Source organism: Mesorhizobium sp. M1428, from assembly GCF_040317515.1.
Lineage (GTDB): Bacteria > Pseudomonadota > Alphaproteobacteria > Rhizobiales > Rhizobiaceae > Mesorhizobium.
On sequence record NZ_JAMYKT010000003.1, the window covers coordinates 183367 to 204246 of the forward strand.

19 protein-coding genes are annotated in these 20880 nt (G+C 62.6%); 9 read left to right on the forward strand and 10 right to left on the reverse strand.

The features are described 5' to 3' along the window. Positions 1-36: 36 nt before the first annotated feature. Entirely contained in the window at positions 37-2160 is a 2124-nt protein-coding gene (gene scpA, locus NKG60_RS06025) for a methylmalonyl-CoA mutase (RefSeq protein ID WP_352974391.1), read from the reverse strand. Continuing rightward, positions 2157-3599, reverse strand: coding sequence for a methylmalonyl-CoA mutase family protein (locus NKG60_RS06030; protein ID WP_352974394.1), 1443 nt, complete (start codon positions 3597-3599; stop codon positions 2157-2159). The genes scpA and NKG60_RS06030 overlap by 4 nt, the downstream gene beginning before the upstream one ends. Before the next feature lie 275 nt (positions 3600-3874). Between NKG60_RS06030 and NKG60_RS06035 the strand changes: the two genes are divergently transcribed. Next, positions 3875-5407, forward strand: coding sequence for a helicase HerA-like C-terminal domain-containing protein (locus NKG60_RS06035; protein ID WP_352974396.1), 1533 nt, complete (start codon positions 3875-3877; stop codon positions 5405-5407). Positions 5408-5762: 355 nt separating this feature from the next. On the opposite strand, the gene NKG60_RS06040 is transcribed toward NKG60_RS06035, so the two are convergent. Together NKG60_RS06040 and NKG60_RS06045 are read right to left on the reverse strand one after the other, a co-directional pair. Next, positions 5763-6587 (reverse strand): L,D-transpeptidase, encoded by an 825-nt coding sequence (locus NKG60_RS06040; protein ID WP_352974398.1) that lies wholly within the window; start codon positions 6585-6587, stop codon positions 5763-5765. Positions 6588-6761: 174 nt separating this feature from the next. Continuing rightward, the gene (locus NKG60_RS06045) at positions 6762-7424 is read right to left on the reverse strand and encodes a haloacid dehalogenase type II (protein ID WP_352665873.1); all 663 of its coding nucleotides are present in this window, start codon (positions 7422-7424) and stop codon (positions 6762-6764) included. A 152-nt stretch (positions 7425-7576) separates the two neighbouring features. Here NKG60_RS06045 and NKG60_RS06050 point away from each other — a divergent pair, with 152 nt between their 5' ends. The 4 genes from NKG60_RS06050 (at position 7577) to NKG60_RS06065 (ending at position 10738) form a co-directional block, all read left to right on the forward strand. Further along, positions 7577-8455, forward strand: coding sequence for a branched-chain amino acid aminotransferase (locus NKG60_RS06050; RefSeq protein WP_352665874.1), 879 nt, complete (start codon positions 7577-7579; stop codon positions 8453-8455). A gap of 107 nt (positions 8456-8562) precedes the next feature. Further along, positions 8563-9159 carry a superoxide dismutase gene (locus NKG60_RS06055; protein ID WP_023677850.1) on the forward strand — a complete coding sequence of 199 codons (597 nt, stop codon included), beginning with the start codon at positions 8563-8565 and terminating at the stop codon, positions 9157-9159. 175 nt (positions 9160-9334) lie between these two features. Then, the gene (locus NKG60_RS06060) at positions 9335-9778 is read left to right on the forward strand and encodes a c-type cytochrome (protein WP_352665875.1); all 444 of its coding nucleotides are present in this window, start codon (positions 9335-9337) and stop codon (positions 9776-9778) included. A gap of 9 nt (positions 9779-9787) precedes the next feature. Beyond that, positions 9788-10738, forward strand: a complete 951-nt coding sequence (locus NKG60_RS06065) for a cytochrome c (RefSeq protein ID WP_352974403.1) — start codon at positions 9788-9790, stop codon at positions 10736-10738. Between the two features lie 11 nt (positions 10739-10749). On the opposite strand, the gene NKG60_RS06070 is transcribed toward NKG60_RS06065, so the two are convergent. The 3 genes from NKG60_RS06070 to NKG60_RS06080 all read right to left on the reverse strand — a co-directional run bounded on the left by NKG60_RS06070 (position 10750) and on the right by NKG60_RS06080 (position 14114). Then, complete coding sequence (locus tag NKG60_RS06070; RefSeq protein ID WP_352665877.1) at positions 10750-11133, reverse strand: SET domain-containing protein; 384 nt, start codon at positions 11131-11133, stop codon at positions 10750-10752. A 145-nt stretch (positions 11134-11278) separates the two neighbouring features. Continuing rightward, positions 11279-11905, reverse strand: coding sequence for a LysE family translocator (locus tag NKG60_RS06075; RefSeq protein WP_352665878.1), 627 nt, complete (start codon positions 11903-11905; stop codon positions 11279-11281). 82 nt (positions 11906-11987) lie between these two features. Then, entirely contained in the window at positions 11988-14114 is a 2127-nt protein-coding gene (locus NKG60_RS06080) for a S9 family peptidase (protein ID WP_352974405.1), read from the reverse strand. A gap of 674 nt (positions 14115-14788) precedes the next feature. Between NKG60_RS06080 and NKG60_RS06085 the strand changes: the two genes are divergently transcribed. After that, on the forward strand, positions 14789-15214 hold the full coding sequence (locus NKG60_RS06085; protein ID WP_023677844.1) for a Ros/MucR family transcriptional regulator: 426 nt from the start codon (positions 14789-14791) through the stop codon (positions 15212-15214). Positions 15215-15316: 102 nt separating this feature from the next. Here the strand turns inward: NKG60_RS06085 and NKG60_RS06090 are convergent, their stop codons facing one another. Together NKG60_RS06090 and NKG60_RS06095 are read right to left on the reverse strand one after the other, a co-directional pair. After that, the gene (locus NKG60_RS06090; protein ID WP_352974408.1) at positions 15317-15745 is read right to left on the reverse strand and encodes a SufE family protein; all 429 of its coding nucleotides are present in this window, start codon (positions 15743-15745) and stop codon (positions 15317-15319) included. Positions 15746-15858: 113 nt separating this feature from the next. After that, positions 15859-16227, reverse strand: a complete 369-nt coding sequence (locus NKG60_RS06095; protein WP_352665880.1) for a DUF5330 domain-containing protein — start codon at positions 16225-16227, stop codon at positions 15859-15861. Positions 16228-16746: 519 nt separating this feature from the next. On the opposite strand from NKG60_RS06095, the gene NKG60_RS06100 reads away from it, so the two are divergent. The 3 genes from NKG60_RS06100 (at position 16747) to NKG60_RS06110 (ending at position 19683) form a co-directional block, all read left to right on the forward strand. Further along, a complete protein-coding gene (locus NKG60_RS06100; RefSeq protein WP_352974656.1) occupies positions 16747-18492 on the forward strand; it encodes an ATP-binding protein in 1746 nt (581 codons plus the stop codon). Beyond that, complete coding sequence (locus tag NKG60_RS06105) at positions 18467-19240, forward strand: peptidoglycan-binding domain-containing protein (protein WP_352974410.1); 774 nt, start codon at positions 18467-18469, stop codon at positions 19238-19240. Before NKG60_RS06100 ends, NKG60_RS06105 begins: the two co-directional genes overlap by 26 nt. Before the next feature lie 95 nt (positions 19241-19335). After that, positions 19336-19683, forward strand: coding sequence for a DUF1491 family protein (locus NKG60_RS06110; protein ID WP_352665882.1), 348 nt, complete (start codon positions 19336-19338; stop codon positions 19681-19683). Positions 19684-19693: 10 nt separating this feature from the next. Here NKG60_RS06110 and NKG60_RS06115 read toward each other — a convergent pair whose 3' ends face one another. Beyond that, positions 19694-20704 (reverse strand): DUF2336 domain-containing protein, encoded by a 1011-nt coding sequence (locus tag NKG60_RS06115; protein WP_352974412.1) that lies wholly within the window; start codon positions 20702-20704, stop codon positions 19694-19696. Positions 20705-20880: the final 176 nt, after the last annotated feature.

Here is a 20880-nt window from a genome sequence, read left to right on the forward strand (position 1 = left end):
CGTGTTTCTCGTTACAACAGACATTATAACAAAGCGTCAGCCGGCCTGCAGCAGGCGGTTCATCAGCCGGTCCGCCGCTTCCGGGATGACCGTGCCGGGCGGGAAGATTTCAGTGGCACCTGCCTGCCGCACCGCGTCGTAATCCTGCGGCGGGATGACGCCGCCAGCGACGATCAGCATGTCGTCGCGGCCGAGCTTCGTCAGCGCAAGCTTGAGTTCGGGAATGAGTGTCAAATGGCCTGCCGCCAGCGAAGAGGCGCCGATGATGTGCACGTCATGCTCGACCGCCAACCTGGCGATCTCGTCCGGCGTCTGGAACATCGGCCCGACGGTGACGTCGAAGCCGAGGTCGGCAAAGGCGGTTGCGATCACTTTCTGGCCGCGATCATGGCCGTCCTGGCCCATTTTGGCGACCAGGATGCGCGGCTTGCCGCCGGATTTTTCCTCGAACGCTACGATCTTGTCCTGCAGCCGGTCGACGACTGGATTGTCGCCGAGCGCGTTGCGATAGACGCCGGAGATCGTCTGCACCGAGGCGACATGGCGGCCGAAAACCTTTTCCAGCGCCAACGAAATCTCGCCGACCGTGGCGTTGGCGCGTGCGGCCCGGATGGCGAATTCCAGCAGGTTTCCGTTACTGCCGGCAGCACGGGTCAGCGCATCGAGCGCGCTCTCGACGGCGGCGACGTCACGCGTGCCTTTCAGCCGCTGCAGCTTCGACAATTGCCGCGCCCTGACTTCGGCATTGTCGATCCTCAGCACGTCGACCTCGATGTCCGTCTCCGGGCGGTGGGCATTGACGCCGACCACGATCTGTTCGCCGGAATCAATGCGCGCCTGGGTGCGCGCGGCAGCCTCTTCGATGCGCAGCTTCGGTAGGCCCTTTTCGATCGCCGCGGCCATGCCGCCGAGGTCCTCGACCTCCTCGATATGCGCAAGCGCGCGCGCCGCCAGATCATGCGTCAGCCGTTCGACATAGGCAGCGCCGCCCCACGGGTCGATGATGCGCGTCGTGCCGGACTCTTTCTGCAGGATGAGCTGTGTGTTGCGGGCGATGCGGGCCGAATGGTCGGTCGGCAGCGCCATTGCCTCGTCGAAGGAATTGGTGTGCAGCGACTGCGTGTGCCCTTGAGTGGCGGCCATCGCCTCGATCATGGTGCGGATGATGTTGTTGTAGGGGTCCTGCGCCGTCAGCGACCAGCCCGAAGTCTGGCAATGGGTGCGCAGCGACAGCGAGCGATCGTCCTTAGGCGAAAAGTTCTTCAGCATGAGGCTGGCCCACAAAAGGCGGGCTGCTCTCAGCTTGGCGACTTCCATGAAGAAATTCATGCCGATCGCCCAGAAGAAGGAAAGGCGCGGCGCGAAACGATCGATGTCGAGGCCGGCCGCGACGCCGGCGCGCGCATATTCGATACCGTCGGCGATCGTGTAGGCGAGTTCGAGGTCCGCCGTCGCTCCCGCCTCCTGCATGTGGTAGCCGGAGATCGAGATCGAATTGAACTTCGGCATGTGCTTCGACGTGTAGGAAAAAATGTTCGACACGATCCGCATCGAAGGTTTCGGCGGATAGATGTAGGTGTTGCGCACCATGAACTCTTTCAGGATGTCGTTCTGAATGGTCCCGGCGAGATCCTTCTGCGCGACGCCCTGTTCCTCCGCCGCCACGATATAGAGGGCCATGATCGGCAGCACCGCGCCGTTCATCGTCATCGATACCGTCATCTCGTTAAGCGGGATGCCGTCGAACAGCTGGCGCATGTCGAGAATGGAATCGATGGCGACGCCGGCCATGCCGACATCACCGGCGACGCGCGGATGGTCGCTGTCGTAGCCGCGATGCGTGGCGAGATCGAAGGCGACCGACAGGCCTTTCTGGCCGGCGGCAAGGTTGCGCCGGTAGAAGGCGTTGGACTCTTCGGCCGTCGAGAAGCCGGCATATTGCCGGATCGTCCAGGGTTGCTGGACATACATCGTCGGATAGGGGCCGCGCACGAAGGGCGGCAGGCCCGGATAGGTATCGAGATGCGGCAAGCCCTTGAGATCGCCCTGGTTGTAGAGATGCTTGACGGCGATGCCTTCCGGCGTCATCCGCTGGCCTTTGACCTCGAGCGGTACCCGCCGTGGCGGCGACCAGCCGATCTGGCTGAAATCCGGGATCATGGTGCGGCTCCGATCGACTGATCGATACGGATCGGAAACAGCGGCTCGCACACCGCAACGCCTTCGGTGAAGGCTGGCCGCCGCTCCGCCGCCAGTGCCTCGACAGGACGCTCGGTTTTCGGTGGGTGCAGCGTCGTGCCGATCATCGCCCGTTCGCCCGCCTGATAGGCAGCGTTGCGGCGGGCGGAAGCTGCCCGGACGCGTTTCTGGATATCGCCTTGCTCAAGGCTGGACAGCACGCCACCTTCCGCCTCGATCTGTTGGAACTCCTGCCAGGCCGCCGCGCAGAGCTCCGCAGTCAGCGCTTCGACAGCGCCCGAACCGCAAACCGGATCGGCGACGTGGTCGATGTGGCTTTCATTGGCCATGATCAATTGCGCGTTGCGGGCAACGCGGCGGGCAAAACCGGCAGGCAGGCCGTGCGCGATCGTGTGCGGCAGGATGGCGATCGAATCCGCGCCGCCGGCGGCAGCCGCAAAAGCGGCGATGGTGGTGCGCAGGATGTTGGTTTCCGGGTCGGCCGCCGTCATCATCCGGAAGGAGGTTTCGGCATGGATGCTGGCGGTGGAGGGCGGTATCGAGCAGGCCTCCTGGACACGCGCCCACAGCCTGCGCAACGCCCTGACCTTGGCCATCGACACGAACTGGTCCTGGTCGACGCTCAGCGCAAAACCGATATGCGGCGCCGCATAGACGAGCGGCTGGCGCGCCTTCTCGAACAGCCTCAGATAGGAGACGGCCGAGGCCAGCATGGTGCCAAGCTCCTGCGCCTCGGTGGCGCCGGCATTGTGGAACACCCGCCCGTCGGCTTCCAGCAGCACGCCGGGCACCCCCATCGAAAAGAAATGCGCCAGCGACTGCGGCATCGAAGCCTGCAAAGCCTCGATCGACATGCGCAGCCTGCCGGTCCCGGCAAAGATCGCCGCCGGATCGATGCCGAAGGAGAGGTTAAGCTTTGCCGGGTCGGAGCGGCGCTTGGTCAAAAACGCCACCAACCAGTCGGCCACGGCACGGCTCCAGGGATGGGCGTCGATGCGGATCTGGATGCGGTTGAGCGGCACGCCGTCGAGCACGCCCTCCAGCGCCTCCGCCGTCCTCGGCAAGCCGTAGCCGAAGGCGTTCGGCGCACCCTCGAAGACAAGCGAAAGTCCGGTAGCACCCTGCGCGACGTCTTCCAGCGCCTGCGCACTGGCCCGGCCTATATCCGGATCGTCGATACGCTGGCTGACGATCCACGGTGATCCCGGGTTGGCGCGCACGACAGGCTCGGCGGTTACCGAGCGCTCGTAGAGCGGCTCGATGCGGATGGCGTCGTCCGTATGCGAGACGAGCTTTTCCTCGAAGGACCCGCCGGCCAGCGCCTTCTCTGCCAACGCCAGCCACCGTTGCCGGTCGGCGTTCGGAAGGTCGGCATCCTGGGTCAAGGCACCGGCGCCCATCGGTTCTCCTCGTTCTAGCGGCCGCAGCGGCCGACTATGTCAGTCTACGGTCCCCGGCTCGATATCACAATGCAGCACACATGCCGTGCAACACGCCTTCCGTGATTGTGACCATCAACCGATTGCCAAACATGGGCAGGTTCCGCAAGCTCCAAAAGCCATTTTCGACGACGCCCATTGTCGCTGCGCAATGGCCTCACTATACCTGCGGCGGGGCTCCCTTTTCTTCAAGGGATCAGGGCATTCAACCCTATAGGTTTGCGGAGACCGGACACATGGCCGACGACACCAGTATCTTCATGGGAGCCAGCCGCAAGCCGGACGACAGCTATCAGCGGCCCGAACAGCTTTTGCTGCAGTATGGCAATCGTCACGGCCTGGTCACCGGCGCGACCGGCACCGGCAAGACGGTGACCCTGCAGATATTGGCCGAGGGTTTCTCCAACGCCGGCGTGCCGGTATTCTGCGCCGACATCAAGGGCGACCTGTCGGGTATCGCCATGATGGGCACAGCGCAGGATTTCCTGGCCAAGCGGGCCGAACAGGTCAAGCTCGATCCCTATAAATTCCAGGAATTCCCGGTCATCTTCTGGGATCTGTTCGGCGAGCAGGGCCACCCTATCCGCGCCACCATCTCGGAGATGGGGCCGCTGCTTCTGTCGCGGTTGATGAACCTTTCCGAGGCGCAGGAAGGCATCATGAACATCGCCTTCCGCATCGCCGACGAGGAAGGCCTTCTGCTGCTCGATTTGAAGGACCTGCAGTCACTGCTTGCCAATATCGCCGACCGCGCCGAAGAGATCGGCGCCCGCTACGGCAATGTGACCAAACCTTCGGTCGGCGCCATCCAGCGCACGCTGCTGGTTCTGGAGCAGCAGGGCGCGGCCAATTTCTTCGGCGAGCCGGCATTGCGGATCGCCGACATCATGCGCACCACGCGCGATGGACGCGGCGCCATCAGCGTGCTCGCCGCCGACAAGCTGATGATGAATCCCAGGCTCTATGCGACGTTCCTTCTGTGGCTGATGTCGGAACTGTTCGAGGAACTGCCGGAAGTCGGCGACCCGGACAAGCCGAAGCTGGTCTTCTTCTTCGACGAGGCCCATCTTCTGTTCGACGATGCGCCGAAAGTGCTGGTCGACCGCGTCGAGCAGGTGGTGCGACTGATCCGGTCGAAAGGCGTCGGCGTTTATTTCGTCACGCAAAATCCGCTGGATATCCCTGAAACGGTGCTGGCCCAGCTCGGCAACCGCGTACAGCACGCACTTCGTGCCTATACGCCGCGCGAACAGAAGGCCGTCAAGACGGCGGCCGAGACGTTCAGGCCCAATCCCGATTTCGACTGCGCAACCGTGATCACGCAGCTCGGCACCGGCGAGGCGCTTGTCTCGACGCTGGAAGCCACGGGCGTGCCGTCCATGGTGCAGCGGACACTGATCCGCCCGCCGTCCTCGCGCCTTGGTCCGATCACGCCCGAAGAGCGCCGCAAGCTGATCACTGAGAGCCCGGTAGCGGGACAGTACGACCAGACCATCGACCGCGAATCGGCTTTCGAGATGCTGCAGAAAAAGGCCAAGGACGCCCAGGAGGCGCAAGCCCAGCAGCAGGAGAGCGGCCGTTCGCGCTGGACCATTCCCGGCTTCGGCAATGACGATCCTCAGCCATCTGGTGGCCGCCGCGCGCCGCGGCCCTCCAACCGCCAGACGGTGGCGGAGGCGGCGATCAAATCGGTGGTGCGCTCGGTCGGCTCGTCGGTCGGACGGGCGATCGTACGGGGTATTCTGGGCAGTTTGGCAAGGGGGCGGTAAGGAGCATCGGACCACCGAGTTTGGCAAATGCTGTATTGGCATCAAGCACAGCAGAAAATTTGGAGGGCAACCGACGGCCGTTATGCCAGAAGTAGCGTTCGGACATGCATTTTCTCAACGACCAGAACGGGCCGGCGTCACGCATAGCGCGAACGTCAGGTTTGGAGACGCGCTTACGAATGATCGATCATGGGTCGAATCCGCTTTCTCGCGGTACCGCCGTGATCGCCACCCATTGCAGCGATTACGCTCAACGGGCGCCGAACCGCTCGATGAGGATGTCGATCAGCGCACGCACCTTTCTGGGCGCGGTCCAGAGCGGCGAAAGCCCGCCGCCCCTGTGCTTTCGACCAGCTCAGAAGATCGAGTTTGTGATCGATTTTATCGGGCCGAGCAGGATTGATCCTTCCGGGACGCCGGCGTCGATCGGAATGGCTTTGCGGTTTGCTGTCGCCATCATCGGCTGGCCGATATCGGCCGTCACCACGACCGGGGTCTTGTTCGGCACACGGTCGTAGAGATCGATAATGTCCTGGTTCATCAGGCGAACACAGCCCGACGACACCGATTTGCCGATCGATCGCCATTCGGGCGAACCGTGCAGGCGGTAGAGCGTGTCCTGGTTACCCTGGAACAGATAAAGCGCCCGTGCGCCAAGCGGGTTCTTGAGCCCGCCCGGCATGCCGCCATTATCGGCGCTGTACGGCTTCAACTCCGGCTGCCGCGCTATCATTTCGTCCGGCGGCGTCCATTTCGGCCATTTCTGCTTCCATTGGACCACGGCATCGCCCGACCATTCGAAGCCGGCGCGGCCGAGGCCGACACCATAGCGGATCGCCTGGCCGCCCGGGCGCACTAGGTAGAGGAAGTGGTTGGTGGTGTCGACGACGATGGTGCCCGGCTGCTGCCCGGTCGGATCGTCAACGATCTGGCGCAGGAACTGCGGGTCGATCTTGTCGACCGGTATGGCCGGCAGCTCGAAGCCGCCATCCGACATCGGCCCATACATCGTCACATAGTCGCCGAGCGCCGGCTCGACATAGGTCGGCGGCGGTGGCTCGACCGGCTGTTGCGACAGCGTTGTGCAACTGGAGACCGCGACCGAGGCGGCGCCAAGGGCTGCCGCGTTGAGGAAACCGCGACGGCTAAGGCGCAGAGAGGACGATGGGGGTGTGAACATGATTGCCTTTTTTACGTCTCAAATCGCAACAAAGCATAAATGCGTCCGGTTGCGCGCAGGTGCTCGAGCAATGCCCGGCGCGATAGGCGGTTCCAATTCTGGCCGCAGGGTGGACAAACAAAGGCAAAGCTGTGACTGGACCGTTACTGTTGCGCCGACGCAACATTTCCGGTGTCAACCCGCGGCAACCAGGCCTTCGAGGGACGGCAAGATCAGGGCCGGTGGAAAATCCCGGTATTCCTCAGGCTGATTGGCGCGGTTGATCCACACCGTCCTGAAGCCGAATTTGGTGGCGCCGGCGACGTCCCAGCGGTTGGATGACTGGAAAGAGACAGCGCCTGGATAGAGGCGCCAGCCAGTGGTGACCATGTCGTAGACCGACGGATCGGTTTTGAAGCGCCTGACGCTGTCGACGGAAAAGATGTCGTCCAGGACCTGGTCGAGCGCGGCGGACTTGACGGCCGCCTCCAGCATTTCAGGCGAACCGTTGGACAGGATAGCCAGCCTTGCCCCCGATGCCTTGAGCGCCTTGAGCACGGCCGGTACCTCCGGATAGCAGTCCAGCCGCCAATACGCCTCGAGCAGCTTCGCCCTCAGCCCGGCATCCGCGGATGGAACCTTGCGCAGAGCGAAGTCGAGAGCCTGCTCGGTGAGCTGCCAGAAGTCGGCATAGGCCCCCATCAGCGTCCTGACCCAGGAATATTCCAGCTGCTTGGCGCGCCAGATCTCGGACAGCAACTGGCCGTCCGGCCCGATCTGGTCGGCGTGACGGCGCACGGCCGCATGCACGTCGAACAGCGTGCCATAGGCGTCGAAAACGTAAGCCGCGAACTGCATCCGACAGTTTTGAGGCCGCGCAAGGCAAGGCGCAAGCGCTGATTGCAGTCCTGCCCGCCCGCTGGCCTCAACAAATCTCAGCCAAGCCGGTTGACGGCGGCCGCCAAAGCATCTTCCAATGCGCCGCAACGAGCATCGGACGGAACCTGGCAATGACACTGGCGACTGCGGCGCAATCCGCGACATGGACCTTCGTCGACGGCGACTGGTACGAGGGCAACGTTGCCATTCTAGGGCCGCGTAGCCACGCCATGTGGCTCGGCACCAGCGTGTTCGACGGCGCCCGCTGGTTCGAGGGCGTCGCTCCCGATCTCGATCGCCATGCAGCGCGGGTAAACGCCTCGGCGATCGCGCTCGGCCTGAAACCGACGATGAGCACCGAAAAGATCGTCGGCCTGACCTGGGACGGGCTGAAGAAGTTCGACGGCAAGACGGCGGTCTATATCAGGCCGATGTATTGGGCCGAGCATGGCGGCTATATGGGCGTGCCGGCCGACCCGGCCTCGACTCGTTTCTGCCTTTGCCTCTACGAATCGCCGATGATCTCGCCGGCTGGGTTTTCGGTGACGGTGTCGCCGTTCCGGCGCCCGACCATCGAAACCATGCCGACCAACGCCAAGGCCGGCTGCCTTTATCCCAACAACGGCCGAGCCATCCTCGAAGCCAAGATGCGCGGCTTCGACAATGCGCTCGTGCTCGACATGCTGGGCAACGTCGCCGAGACCGGCACCTCGAATATTTTCCTGGTCAAGGACGGCCATGTCCTGACGCCGGCGCCGAACGGCACCTTCCTGTCCGGCATTACCCGCGCGCGCACCATGGCCCTGCTGGGCGAATACGGGTTCACGACGACGGAAAGGACGCTGTCGATCCGCGATTTTCTCGAGGCCGACGAAATCTTCTCGACCGGAAACCACTCGAAAGTCGTGCCGGTCACCCGTATCGAGGATCGCAATCTGCAGCCCGGACCGGTGGCCAAGAAGGCGCGCGAACTCTATTGGGAATGGGCGCATTCGACTTCGCCCGGCTGACCCGCTAAAAAGCGGCCGGCGCTTCGTTTCCGGAGTTGTTCCAGACCAATCCAGTCCTATGTTAGTCCGGTAGCGACACCGGATTTTTCCACGAGGGAGTACGACCGATGGCTTTTGAATTGCCCGCCTTGCCCTATGATTACGAGGCTTTGCAGCCTTACATGTCCAAGGAAACGCTGGAATATCACCACGACAAGCACCACAAGGCCTATGTCGACAACGGCAACAAGTTGGCCGCCGAGGCGGGCATGGGCGATTTGTCGGTCGAAGAAGCCGTCAAACAGTCTTTCGGCAAGAATGCGGGGCTCTTCAACAATGCCGCCCAGCACTACAATCATATCCATTTCTGGAAATGGATGAAGAAGGGGGGCGGCGGCAACAAGCTGCCGGGCGCCTTGCAAAAAGCGGTCGACAGCGATCTTGGCGGCTACGACAAGTTCAAGGCCGACTTCATCGCCGCCGGCACCACCCAGTTCGGCTCGGGCTGGGCTTGGGTCTCGGTCAAGGACGGCAAGCTGGCGATCTCGAAGACGCCGAACGGCGAGAACCCGCTCGTCCATGGTGCGACGCCGATCCTCGGCGTCGATGTCTGGGAACATTCCTACTACATCGATTATCGCAACGCCCGGCCGAAATATCTCGAAGCCTTCGTCGACAGTCTCATCAACTGGGACTATGTGCTCGAACTCTACGAAAAGGCCTGATCCGTTCCAGAAAGCCCCGGCAGAACCGGGGCTTTTTTTTCAGCATCAGAACGACAGCTGCAAAAATTTCACGCAAGCGTGAGGCGAAGCGTCGGAATTTTTAAGCCATCCTTGCCGTTTGTCATCCGGGTGGGACCGCATCCTGATGAATTGCCTTCAACATGGAGCCAAGTGAATGAGAAAGCTTATCCTCGCCATCTCGATGCTCGCCTTCGCCGGTCCGGCGGCATTTGCCGACCCGGTAGCCGACCGGCAGGCCCTGATGAAGGAACGTGGCAAGATCGCCGCCGGCTTGTCTAAAGTGGTCAAGGGCGAGACGCCCTACGACGCAGCTTCGGTGCTGACGGCGTTGCAGGCACTGCAGGCCAATGCCGAGAAATTCCATGCCGGCGTCGACACGCTTTTCCCGGCGGGCAGCGACACCGGCGACACCACGGCGTCCCCAAAAATCTGGCAGGACATGGCCGGCTTCAAGACTGCTGAAGGCAAGTACCTCGCCGACGTCAAGGCGGCGGTCGCCGCAGCGCCTGCGGACGCCGGCGCGTTGAAGGCGCAGTTCAACACCATCGGCGGCGGCTGCGGCAACTGTCATCAAAACTACAGGGTGAAAAAAGGCTGATAGCGGGCAATGCGCTTGCTGAAGAAACTTGTCAGCGCCGCCCTCGTTCTGGGCGGCGCGGCCGCGATTGCCGGCTGGTTCCTGTCGGCTCCGGTCAGACTCGATGCCGCAACGCTGGCTGAGCTTGGTCCTGGCGACGCCGCCAGGGGCAAGCGCATCTTCTACGCCGGCGGCTGCACATCATGTCATGCCAAGCCCGGCTCGCAAGGCGACGCCCGCCTTCAGCTGGTCGGCGGCCTTGAACTCAAGACGCCATTCGGCACCTTCGTGCCGCCGAACATCTCGCAAGATACCAGGGACGGCATCGGCGCCTGGTCGGTGGAGGACTTTGCCAACGCCATGCTGAAGGGCGTGTCGCCGTCGGGCGAGCATCTCTATCCGGCGTTTCCCTATACTTCCTATGCGCGCATGAAGCCGGCCGACATTGCCGATCTCTATGCATTCCTCAAGACGTTGCCCGCGGTCGCCGGCAAGGCGCCCGCCAATTCGCTGGCATTTCCGTTCAACGTCCGACGCGGTCTTGGTCTGTGGAAGCTGCTCTATCTGAGCGACCAGCCGGTCGTTTCCTTCGCCGACGGCACATCGGATCCGGTGTTGGCAGGCCGCTATCTCGTCGAAGGCCCGGGCCATTGCGGCGAATGCCACACGCCGCGGGACCTTACCGGCGGCACCAGGAAGAGCCAATGGCTGGCAGGTGCGGCCGCCGCCGAAGGCAGCGGCATCGTGCCCAACATCACGTCGGGCGAGGGCGGCATCGCCGACTGGTCCGAAGCCGACATCGCCAACTATCTCGAAACCGGCTTCACGCCGGATTTCGATACGGTCGGCGGCGCCATGGTCGACGTGCAACGGAACATGGCCGTGCTGACCCCGGAGGACCGCACGGCGATCGCCGCCTATCTGAAAGCCGTGCCGCCGCACCCCAACGGCTATCCGGCGCGCAAGAAGCCGGCGAGCTGACGGCCGTTGCGTCAGCGGTCGCCGAGAAAGTCGAAGCCGGTTTCGAAAAAGTGATTGTAGTCGCAGGTCATTTCCTCGCCGGGCTCAATGTCGCGCAAGGCATAGGTCTCCTCCGGTTGCGAGACGTCGCAATTCGGGTCGTCGGCATGGTTCATGTAGCGGGCGTCATCGGCTTCGAAGACTATGTAGTTCGGGTCGCGCCGGTCCGGATAGGCGTAGCGGTCGAGATAGGTTTTCACCGGCCCGGTTTCCCGTTCGTAGGTCGCCACCTCGATGCGGCGGTCGTATTTGGTGTCGAGCTTCCAGACCAGCGTGCCGCGGGGAATGTGGTTCTTGGCAAAGACGCCGATGCCTTGGATGGGCGATTTGTCGAGATAGACATCGACGAGCAACATGGCAGATCCCTGGGTGATTGAGTGTTGGCGGCGACCGTGAAAAAGGCCGCGCACTGGGTACTGCGCGACCTTCGCAATTGCGAGCGGAAAATCAGCTGTGCCTGCTCAGTTTCCGAAGCTTCATACGGCGTCGCCTGTCGAGACCCTAGCGCTGTTGCAGCGCCAACCGAATGCCCAAGGCGCAATAGATGCCGCCGACAGCCTTGCCTTGCCATCTCAGCACCGTCGGGCTTCGGCGCAGGAAAGCGCCGAGGCCGCCCGCACCCACGGCGAAAACCACCGTGCTGACGAGGCCCAACAGAACAAAGATCACGCCCAAAGTCGCCAGTTGAAGCATCACCGATCCGTTTTCAGGCCGCACGAACTGCGGAAGAAATGCAAGGAAGAAAAGCGCGGTCTTGGGGTTGAGAACCTCGGTCAAAACAGCCTGCCGAAATGCTTTGGTAGCGGGGATCGCAAGTTCACCGGCGGCCGGATAGGCAGGCGTTTTCTCGATGATCGCGCGAATGCCGAGATAAATGAGGTAGGCCGCGCCGATGTACTTCACGATGCTGAAAAGCGCCGCCGACGTGGCGATGATCGCTGAAATGCCGACGATCGCCATGAAGGTGTGAACCACGTCGCCGACCGCGATCCCCGCGCCGGTCGCGATGCCAACCCTGGTTCCGGAACTGGTAGCCCGCGCCACGGTCAAAAGGGTGGCAGGACCCGGGATGAAGACAAAGCCAAGCACAACCGCGACATACGCAATCAATGTGGTGAGATCGATCATTGGTGGGCGTCTCCGCAAGTCTGACCGCGAATGAAAGCCACGTCTCGGGGCGGAAGGCAATAACCGCTCACCCCCGGGGTTTTCACGCCGCAAGCTCGGCCTTGCCTGTCACCTTGAGCGCGAACGCGTAGGTGAAGGCGATTTCCTCCAGCCTGGAGAACCGGCCGGACGCGCCGGCATGGCCTGAATCCATGTTGATCTTGAACAGCACCGGATTCCCACCTGTCTTGCGGTCGCGCACCCGTGCCACCCATTTGGCCGGCTCCCAATACGTGACGCGCGGGTCGGTCAGGCCGGCCAGCGCCAGGATCGGCGGATAGTCGAGTGCGGCGACATTGTCGTAGGGCGAGTAGGCGGCAATGGTCTGGTAATCCTCCGCCGAGGCGATCGGATTGCCCCATTCCGGCCATTCCGGCGGCGTCAGCGGCAGGCTGGCGTCGAGCATGGTGGTGAGCACGTCGACGAAGGGAACCTCTGCCACGATGCCGCCGAAGCATTGCGGTGCCATGTTGGCGACAGCGCCCATCAGCATGCCGCCGGCTGAACCGCCCTGTGCCACAATGCGGTCATGGGCCGTGTAGCGCTCGGCGACGAGGTGCTGGGCGACCGCGATGAAATCGGTGAACGTGTTCATCTTGTTCGCTCGCTTGCCATCGTCGTACCAGCCATAGCCCTTGTCCTTGCCGCCGCGAACATGGGCTATCGCGTAGACAAAGCCGCGGTCGACCAGCGAAAACAGATTGGTGTTGAACGCGGCCGGCACGGTGATGCCATACGAGCCGTAGCCGTAAAGCAGGCAAGGCGCCGACCCGTCGAGCGGTGTGTCGCGGTGATGGAGGAGCGAGATCGGCACCAGTTCGCCGTCGGCGGCGGGTGCCATCAGCCGGCGTGTGACGTAGTGTTCCGGGTCATGGCCGGACGGCACTTCCTGGGTCTTGAGCAGCACGCGCTCGCGGGTGCGCATGTTATAATCGAAGACCTGCGCCGGGGTCGTCATCGACGAATAGGAAAAGCGCATGATCTCGGTGTCGTATTCGTAGGAGCCGGCCAGGCCGAGCGAGAAGGCTTCCTCGTCGAAGGAGATCAGGTGCTCCTCGCCGCTCCTGCGGTCGCGCACCACGATGCGCGGCAGGCCTTCCCTGCGCTCGAGCCGGACCATGTGGTCCTTGAAGCCGATCACCGACAGGATCAACCGTCCCGCTTCGTGCGGCACCAGTTCCTGCCAGTTGGCGCGCACCGGATCATGGGCCGGCGCCGTCATGATCTTGAAGTCCTTGGCTCCGTCGACATTGGTGAGGATGAAGAAGATGTCGCCGCCTTCCTCGAGCTCGTACTGCAGGCCGGTCTGGCGCGCCGCAACCAGCTTCGGCGCGGCGAACGGATCGTTGGCGCTCATGATGCGGTATTCCGAGGTCTCATGGTCGTTGATGCCGATCATGATCCACTCGTTGGAGCGCGTGCCGCCGACATCCATGAAGAAGCCGGGATCGGTCTCCTCGTAGATCAGCCGGTCGTTTTCAGGACCGTCGCCAAGCGCATGGAACAGCACTTTGGAAGGACGGTGGTTGGGGTCGAGGCGGGTGTAGAAAAAACCGTCATTGCCGGCATCCCACACACCGCCGCCGCCGGTGTCCGGGACCCTGTCCGCCAGATCGTTGCCGCCGGCCAGATCGCGGACGCGCAGCGTGTAGAATTCGGAACCCTTGTCGTCGAAGGCCCAGAGCAGCTTGCTGTGGTCGTCCGAATGATCGACGCCGCCCAGGCGGAAATAGGGCTTGCCCTCGGCCTCGGCATCGCCGTCGAGCAAGATCTGCTTGTCGCCGCCGTCGCGCGCCGTGCGGAAATAACGCGGCTGCTGGCCGCCAAGCCTGAAGGAGGAGCCGTAGGCGTAAGGTCCGTCCTTCATCGGCACGGAAGAATCGTCTTCCTTGATGCGTCCCTTCATTTCCGCGAAAAGCTGCTTCTGCAGTTGGACCGTATCGGCCATCAGCGCCGCCTGGTAAGCATTCTCGGCTTCGAGATGGGCGCGGATTTGGCCGTCGAGCAGGGACGGATCCCTGAACATCTCTTGCCAATTGGTGGCCCTCAGCCAGGCGTAGTCATCCGTCCGCGTCATGCCGTGATGCGTGTCGAAGATCGGCCGCTTCTCCGGCTGCGGCGGGGTGGCGGTCGGAAACGTGGCGGTCGGAAACACTGGAGTTTTGGTCATTGCGTCTCGCTGTGGAAGCTACTTGAATGGCGAATGAACACGCCGAGCAGCGCGGGTTCAAGAGCTATGATCTATTGTCGTGGTGGCTCGAGAGGACGGGCTGGAGGAGCGGATAGCGAATGTTCTTCTCGGACTGCCGCGGTTCTCGCAGTCGCTGCGATGACCCCTGCCAGTGCCGGTCAATCTCATGCAACTGCCTTCGCGGCTTGGCAAGTGGCCGATATGGCTTGGTCTACGGAAATACATTGCCCCATTTCAATGACACAGCGCACCGCTCCGGCCGACGGCCGCGAGCAACAGTAACGCTTCGCAACCTATGATTTTACTGAATCCGCCGATCATCCAGGCTGTAATGCTGCCGGCAGGGTCAAGCATCGAACTCTATTTACCTGCTGCCGTTTGTGTAATGGCTGTTTGCCGCGGCGTCAGTCGATGCTGGTCTGACCAGAAAAAATGGCAAAGTTACACTTTGCACGAAAGAGTGAAGCTGAATATGGAAGATTTGACTTGTATCGCTGAATAGACCGAAAGAAGCGAATTGACTTACTTGGCGGCCCGGCCCATTAAGATGCCGCGACGCGAATCGCGGAGGCTTTTTCCTGCACAAGTTCGCGCGATGCCCAACTATCGAAACGGGCGCAAACAGAAACAATTCTCGTTGGGGCCTGAACGCCATGGATATTACCGAAACACCTTCCAGAAACAGTGACGCGCTGATCGAACTCACCGCCGACGTGGTGGCCGCCTATGTCAGCAACAATCCCGTGCCGGTCGGCGAATTGCCGAACCTCATCGCCGACGTCCATGCCGCTCTCGGGCGCGTCGGCGGGGCCGCCGAGCAGCCGCCTGCCGACAAGCAGAAGCCGGCGGTAAATCCGAAGCGTTCGGTGCATGACGACTACATCATCTGTCTTGAAGACGGCAAGAAGTTCAAGTCGCTCAAGCGTCACTTGATGACCCACTATGATCTGACGCCGGACCAGTATCGCGAAAAGTGGAACCTGGACCCGAGCTATCCGATGGTTGCGCCCAATTATGCGGCCGCCCGTTCGCAGCTCGCCAAGAAGATGGGTCTCGGCCGCAAGCGCAAGGGACGCTGACAAGCGGCTCTTCCGGTTTGACACTCAAACGGCGCCTGCGGGCGCCGTTTCGTATTATGGGTCAAGGTCGAACCCGCCATGGTGCCGGCAACTGCCGTCCGGTCAGGCGGTCTGCTTCAACGCTGCTTCGGCATCACGCTTGATGCGCTTGACCATAGAGCGAAGACCATTGGCGCGCTGCGGCGACAGGTGCTCGTCAAGTCCGAGTGCCTTTAGCGTTGCCTCTGCGTCAGTCCTCTGGATTTCGCTGGCCGGCCGTCCCGAAAACAGCGCCAGCATGATGGCGACCAGGCCGCGCACGATATGGGCGTCTGAATCGCCCTTGAAGGTGACAACGGGGTCGGCACCTTCGCCCTGTTCGGTGGTCAACCAGACCTGGCTGACGCAGCCGGGCACCTTGTTGGCGGGTATGCGTTGCTCGTCGGGAAACGGCGGCAGCCCTTCACCCAGTTCAATCACATAGCGATAGCGGTCTTCCCACTCGTCGAGCAGGGAAAAGTCCTCGCGGATGGTCTGGATCGTCGTCGTCATTCCCCGGATATAGTCATCCGGCGCTGCCACGTCACGGAAAAAGAGGAGAAACGCCGCAGGTGCCGAAAGCGAGTAGCCTTGCGGTCTGGCGATGGATTCGGCCGAAAACCGTCTCAGTTCTTCGCCGGCAAATGCAGTTTCGCCGGCAAATCGACTTTCGCCGGCAAGACCATTTCCTCGGGCACGCTGCCGGTAGTCGTCACCGTATCGGGTTCAGCGGCCTTGTCGTCCAGCATGGCGGCCGCAATCTTGGCGGTCTCCTTCGCCCGGGCGGTGATGGTGTGCATTGCCGATTTGCCGGTCTCGCACACGTCCGGCTTGCGCTCGCAGATACCGGCGATGTCGCCGACGGCTTCGCGCGCGGCAAACAGCGCCTGGAGCGGCCCGACGCTTTCGCGGCCCGCATCATCGGCGCCGACACCCAGTGGGAGCGCCAGAAGCACCAGCGAAAACCAGAAAGCAGCTCTTATCAGAAAGCCCATCTGTCTGTCCTCTATGACGGTCGTGCCTCCGAACCGCACGACCCTTGTACCGCGATACTGGCACAGACGCGCAAAGGACGGCTTGTCCCGAAAGCAACAGTTTTCCTCAAATTTTAGGCAGATTCGAAACGAAGCGTTTTGAAGTTCATTAGTCTCGAAAGGCTCAGATTTTATTCAGCAAATGATAACCATCCAACTCCTTGTTTTTCCTCGTTATTTTTTGCATTGGTGACAGTTTGATGCCATCGGCCGCAACGCCAGGCGCGGGCGGTCCGGATAACGCTCCGTTTACTATGGCGGCAATTGCCCCGGTTTTTCCCCGCCGGTATCCCGATATTTGCAGCCTGCCGGGGGACGATCGGTCCAGCCTTATCCATTCCTTAAACGCTGGATGCGAGTTTCGGATCGACAAAAGCCGCCTGCAAAGCAGGGCCGTTCACGACCGGGTGCGTTGAGTTGAGTGCGATCAAGGCCAGATACGCCGAGTTGCCGGGCGCGATAGCCGCCGGTTGCGAACGGATGGTTCATCCGTCCGTGCTCGGCCAGAGCGATCGTCGCCGCCACAGCCGGTTCATTGGCGTCATGCTGGCGACCCCTTTCTTCAGCGCGGGTGCAGCGGTGACGCTGGTCACGTCGGGCATGGGTGCGGCCGTGACTGTGGCTGCGATCTTTGCGGCGTTCGGCCTTTGCTGGTTCGCCGCCCTGCTGGTGGCTGCATCGGGCAAGATGACCCTGGCCGGCCAACTCGCCTTGGTCGTCGGCAGCGTTGCGCTCGGTGCCCTTATCGCTGCTGCCGGCGGTGTGGCATCGCCGGTTGCCCTGCTCGCGGTGGCGCTGCCGTTTGAAGCCTGGTGGATCGGCCAGTCGCGCCGTGCCGTGATCTGGGGCGCCATATCGGCCTTTGTCGCAGTCTTGCTGCAGCCTTTAGCCGGTTCCGTCTTGCCGCTCGACCAGACCGAAATCGCCGCATGGCACTGGCTGGTACCACTGGCCTGGGCACTCACGCTCATTCCGCGTATCGCTCCGCTTCGCGGCGCCGCCAGCGCACAGCTCGATCCGGCCGGCAGCGATCGGCTCGAAGACCTCATCGACGCCGTCGTGCTGCGAATCGCGGCGCATGGCGAGGTTCAGGACGTCTCGGCTAAGGCACGCACTATGCTGAGGCTGCCACCGGAGCTGCTTTTCGGCACCGGACTTTTCGATCGCATTCATCTGTCCGACCGCGTCCCGTATCTCAGTGCGCTGGCCGATATGCGCGATGGCGCCCTGTCGCGCCGGCTCGACCTTCGCGTCCGGCTGCCGCAGAGCAGCGGCGTGACAGCCGACAATTACCGGCCGTTCTCGCTCGAGATGATGCGCGCGCCGGGGCAGGCGACTGTCTTCACGCTTCTTCTGCGCGAGAACGATGAACTGGCCGGCCTGCGCCAGGAGCTTGCCGCCGCCAATGAGGCGGCTGCCTCCGCCGAGGTGGCAAAAGGACGTTTCCTTGCAGTCGTCAGCCATGAGTTGCGCACCCCGCTCAATGCGATCATCGGCTTTTCCGACATGCTGCTGCACGAGATGTTCGGCAGCTTCAAGGATCCGCGCCAGAAGGAATATGTCGGGCTGGTCAGGGATTCGGGCCAGCACCTGCTTGCCGTCGTCACCTCGATACTCGACGTATCGCGGATCGAATCGGGCGCCTACGCGACCGAACCGGAACCGTTTCGCTTCCGCGAAGCGGTCGAGATGTGCCAGTCGATGATGCGCCTGCAAGCCGAGGCAAGGACCATCGATCTGCAGGCCCATATCGCGCCGGACGCAGGCGAAATAAATGCCGACCGGCGCGCCGTGCAGCAGATCCTGATCAATCTCGTCTCCAACGCGATCAAATTCACGCCCGAAGGCGGCAATGTCGTCATCGGCGCCAAGCGGATCGGCTCGCGGCTGCATTTCTGGGTCCGGGACACCGGCATCGGCATCGCCGAGGAAGATTTCGCCAATCTCGGCAAGCCGTTCACGCAGATCCAGAACGACTATACCCGCCGTTTCGAAGGCACCGGGCTCGGGCTTTCGCTGGTGAAGGGGCTGGTGGCGCTGCACGAAGGCACCATGTCGATCGAAAGCATGCCGGGCGAGGGCACCACGGTGACGATCAGCCTTCCCGTGAGCGGCCCGACGGGCCGCTCGACGGAGAAGACTGGCGTGGTGCCGATGTCCGCAGCCAAAGCCAGAGCGGACGGTGGCAAAGGGGAGAGCAATGGGTCGCTCCGCAAAACAGCCTAAGGCGGTCAAACGCCGCGGCAATGCCTTCGAGCACGGAGCGATGGCCCTGGGCAGCCTGATCTCGCGCAATCCTGTTGTGGTCGGCGGCTCCACCGCGTTCCTGGTGACACTGTTCTACGTCTCGGCGAACGCTCTTTGGTACCAGCCCTTTCCGCATGCCGGTGCGTTTTTCGCCACCAGAAGCATCGACCGCTTTCCGCGGGCGGACAGCGACGAGCCCGAAACCACCATCAACATCGTGCGTCCGGCCGCTGCGCCGATTAAGAGCGACCCGGTCGTCGAACAGGTCCAGGGCATATTGAAGGATCTCGATTTCTATTCCGGCACCGTCGACGGTATTCCCGGACCGAATACGCGCAAGGCCATCCAAGCCTATCAGCAGAAGGTCGGATTGAATGCCTCCGGCGAGATCGACGGCTTTCTGCTGGATCAACTGGGCGCCACGCCAAAGACCGCGGCCGTGGTTCCGCATCCCGTGCCGCGGCCGGTCGAAACGGCCGCTGCTCCGGCCGCCATTCCGGTGTCCGCACCGGCAAATGCGGCAGCGCAAACGCCTGATCCGCGCATCGTCAAGATTCAGGCCGGACTGAAAGCGTTCGGCAATGACGACATGCAATTGGATGGCGTCGTCGGCGCGCGCACCAAGGCGGCGATCAAGGAATTCCAGGCGCTGTTCGGCCTGCCCGAGACCGGCGAGCCCGACGAAATCGTTTACGTCAAGATGCGCGAGATCGGCCTGACCAACTGAGGGTCGTGACGGCCGCTTGGCGGTCGGCTCGGCAAAGACCGTTTACGGTCTTCCGGCCGATGCTGTAAGGACCGCCGCATGTCCAGGAATTTTTTATGCGCGTAACCACCGATCTGTGGGTGTCGGCGCTGTTGCGCCGGGTTTTCAGCTCCGGCGGCTTTGCCGCCGTGGTCAAGCGCGGCGCGACGGAAGCCGGCGCGGTTTTCGTGCTGGCGCGGGGCCGGCTGGGGGAGATGGCGCTGTTCGGGCCGGCGCCGCAGACCAGCTACGATTCGGCCAGGCCGGACGACCGTTTTTTCAGCCTGCTTGGCGAAGGCGACGATGCCGCCATCTTTGACGCGAGGCTGGAGCGCGAGAAGAGATTCGATCCGGATATCTGGGTGGTCGAAATCGAGGCGGGCGCCATTCCCGTCGAGGAGCTTATCTCGGTCAAGGCGTCGTAACGGCAAGCCTTCAGACGCGACGCGCCTTTGGGGCGGCGGTTATATCGGCGTTGTTCGGCTTGCGCAGGTCGGCATTTGCGGCGACGCGCCCGGGCTTGCGAACGATTTTCGACACGGTGTCTGCCTTCCAGCCGCGGAGCCTATCCAATGCCGCGTCGCGGTGCAGCAGGCGGTAGCGGTCGAGGAAGATGCGGATCGCTTGCGGGTGCGGAAACGCGGTCGGATAGATTGCGGCCGTGATCAGGAACGCCTTGTCTTCGCTGAGGTCGAGCGCGCGCAGGGCGGCCAGCAGCGGCGCGTAGTTGTGGCTCACGGTAAGCGTCCGCGCCGTTGAAAAATCGACTTCGAGCGCATCGGCGAGCGCTGTCTGGAAGAACGCCGCATTGCCGGTCAGTGCGGTTTCGCGCAGCTTGACGTAGGTTTGCGGCTCGACGAACGAACCGATGGCGGTGCCGCTCTCGGCGCGCATCATGGATCGCAGCCTGTGGCGGACAGTTTCGGCGGCGGCATCGGAAGCCTCCTGCCTGTTGGCATCGGCCGCAACCACTTCGGCGTTTTCAGACGCAGCGTTGGCAGTCGCCTCGGGCTGCTGCGACCGTACCAGCGTCGGCCTTTCGAGCACTTTGATGAGATCCGCGATCGTTTGATTGAGATCCTTGCGGCGGGCAATAGCACGGGCATGCGGCAGGCCGTGACGCCCGATCAGCGCGATGAGGTCGACGTCGCTGAGGGCACGCGAGCGGATGAGCAGCGGAGCGGCGATGTCGACCCGCTCCTGGCAAAGCCGCCGCACCAGCGCGGCGGGTGCATATTCGCATTCGGAAAGGGCTGCCGCGACGTAGCGGCGCGATTCGACCGAGACATTATCGAACAGCGGCAGCGTCAGATCTTCGAGCTGCGCGATCTCGCGGCGCGAAGGGCGGGTGAGCGAACAGAATGCCGACACGGCGGCGCGAAACAGCCTTTCGGCCTTTCCCGATTCAGCTCCTGCTGCGATTTGCCTGAAATCCGAAGCTGACACGAAGGATACGCCCGACACTCGACACGATCTGGACAGCGCTCTGCCGGGCTGTACCGGTTTCGCGTTTCCCAAGAACAAAGATCAATTTAGCGGCGATCCGTTAGCGCTCCGTTAACCTACTGCCTTCTTAATCGACTACGGAGGCGTTGCGTTGTGCTCCGGGGCAACCGAGAGGA